At 79.1% G+C, this 2,290-nt stretch carries 1 protein-coding gene; it reads left to right on the top strand.

Features of this window, described 5'->3' with window-relative positions; translation table 11 throughout:
• A partial coding sequence (locus EAO70_RS35205) for an ATP-binding protein (RefSeq protein WP_148006876.1) occupies window positions 1–2,290 on the top strand: 2,290 nt, incomplete at both ends.

Here is a 2,290-nt window from a genome sequence, read left to right as displayed (position 1 = left end):
CCCGAGGAACGCGCCGAGGCCGCCCGCGCCGCCACCCCGCCCGTACCGCCGGGCCCGGCCGCGCCCACGCTGCCCCTGCTCGAACGCCAGGAGGAGCGCGAGCGCCTCTCCGGCATCCTCGGCCGCGGCCGCTCCGCCCGCCTCAGCGGCCCCGCCGGATCCGGCCGCACCGCCCTCCTCGACGCCGTCGCCGCCGACTGCGCCGACCTCGCGCCCGACGGCGTCGTCCGGCTCTCCGGCCGCCACCGCACCCCCGCCGAACTCCTCCACGAACTGTTCGCCGCCGTCCGGTACGCCCCCGACCACCGGCCCGGCCAGGACGTCCTCCGCGAACGGCTCCGCGAGATCGGCGCCGTCGTGTTCGTCGACGACCTGGAGTTCGGCGGCGCCGCCCTCGACGACTTCCTCGCCGCCGCCCCCGAGTGCGCCTTCCTGCTCGCCGCCGGACCCGACACCCCCGCGCCCTCGCCCGACGCCCACGTCGAGGACATCCACCTCGCCGGCCTCGGCCGCGGCGCCGCGATCGAGCTCCTGGAGAGCGCCGTCGGCCGCACCCTCAGCGACGACGAGGCCAACTGGGCCGGAGACCTGTGGTTCGAGTCCGAGGGCCTGCCGCTCCGCTTCGTCCAGGCCGGCGCCCTGCTCCGCCAGCGCGACCGGCTCCGCGTCACCCCCGCCGAGTTCGACGCCTTCGGCGCCCTGGAGGAGGCCTTCGGGCCCACCGACCCGGAAGCCGCCGCGGCCGCCGCCGCCGCGGCCTTCGACGGACTCGACGACCCCGACGTCGAACTGCGCGAGATACCCCTGCCCAGCCTCGGCGAGGGCGCCGCCCCCGCCGCCCTGCTCGCCTCCCGCCTCAGCCGCTCCGCCCAGACGGCCCTCCGCTTCGCCGTCGCCCTCGGCGGCGAGGTCCCGCACCAGGCCCACCTGCCGGCCCTCGTCGGCGACACCCACGCCGACGCCGCCCTCGGCGAACTGCGGGCCTGCGGTCTGCTCTCCCCGGTCGGCCCCCGCTACCGGCTCGCCGCCGGCGTCCTCACCCAGCTCCTCGCCCAGGGGCACGAGCCCGCCCACGCGGCCGCCGACCGCGCCCACACCGTCGCCCAGCACTACGCCTGGTGGGCCGCGCACCCCTCCGTCACCCCCGAGCGGGCGGCCGCCGAGTCCGACGCCCTGCTCGCCGCCCTGTCCGTCCTCGTCGCCGGCCACGGGAGCACCCCCGAGACGGAGGCCGAGCACCGCGCCACCGCCGTCCTCCTCGCCCGCGCCGCCGCTCCCGCCTTCGCCGCCGGACTCCACTGGGGCGCCTGGGAGCGGGCGCTGCGCGCCGGACAGGAGGCCGCCCGGCTCGCCGGCGAGGTCGCCGAGGAGGCCTACTTCCACCACGAGCTCGGCGTCCTCGCCCTGTGCGCCGGACATCTGGAGCGGGCCCGCGCGGAACTGGAGGCCTCCATCGGCATGCGCGGGGTGCTCGCCGACAAGCGTGGCACCGTCGCGGGACGCCGGGCACTCGCCCTGGTCGCCGACCTCTCCGGCGAGCACCCCGCCCCGGCCGCCGGCGCCGAGGAGCCGGTCTCGCCGCCCCGTGGCATCCCCTCCCTGCGCGGTCCCGGCCGCAGACCGGCCGCCGAGCCCTTCCCGGCGCTGGCGGCCCCGTCGCCGGCCACGACCCCGCCGGCCCCCTTCCCGGTCAGGCCGCCGACGACCGGCGGCCCCGCCCGGGGCGCGGCGAAGTCGGCGTTCCCCGACTTCGCCGACGAGGGCCCGACGCTCATCACCCGCCCCGACACCGACAAGGGCACCGGCCGTCAGAGCCTCCGCGGCGGCATCATCAGCGGCGCGCGCCGCAACCTCGCCGCCGTCGGCGCGGGCGCGCTGCTCGTCGCGGTCCTCGGCACCGTCGTGACCCTCGGCGCCACCTCCGGCAACGGCGAGGACCCGGCCACCAACCACGTCACCTCGGACAGCACGGCCACCGACGACCCCCTCGACGACGGCACCGACGGCGAGGAGCGGCCCGCCGAGGGCGAGGAGGGCGGGCCCGACGAGACCGGTGGCCCCAGCGGTTCCGGCTCCCCGAGCCCCGCCGCGTCCGGGAGCAGCTCGCCGTCCGGCTCCCCGGGCACCGGTACGTCCAGCACCCCGGGAAGCTCCGGCACCCCGTCGACCTCGGACGAGCCGACGACGACCACGGCCCCCACGCCGACGTCGGCCCCACCGACGAACCCGACCTCCCGGCCGCCGCGGCCGACGGGGTCGAGCCCGTCGACGTCACCGACGAAGTCGACCC

Origin of the sequence: Streptomyces sp. adm13(2018) (assembly GCF_008042145.1) — a bacterium.
Classification (GTDB): domain Bacteria; phylum Actinomycetota; class Actinomycetes; order Streptomycetales; family Streptomycetaceae; genus Streptomyces.
The sequence above is the reverse complement of the archived record's forward strand: the minus strand, read 5'-3'. Positions and strand labels throughout refer to the sequence as shown.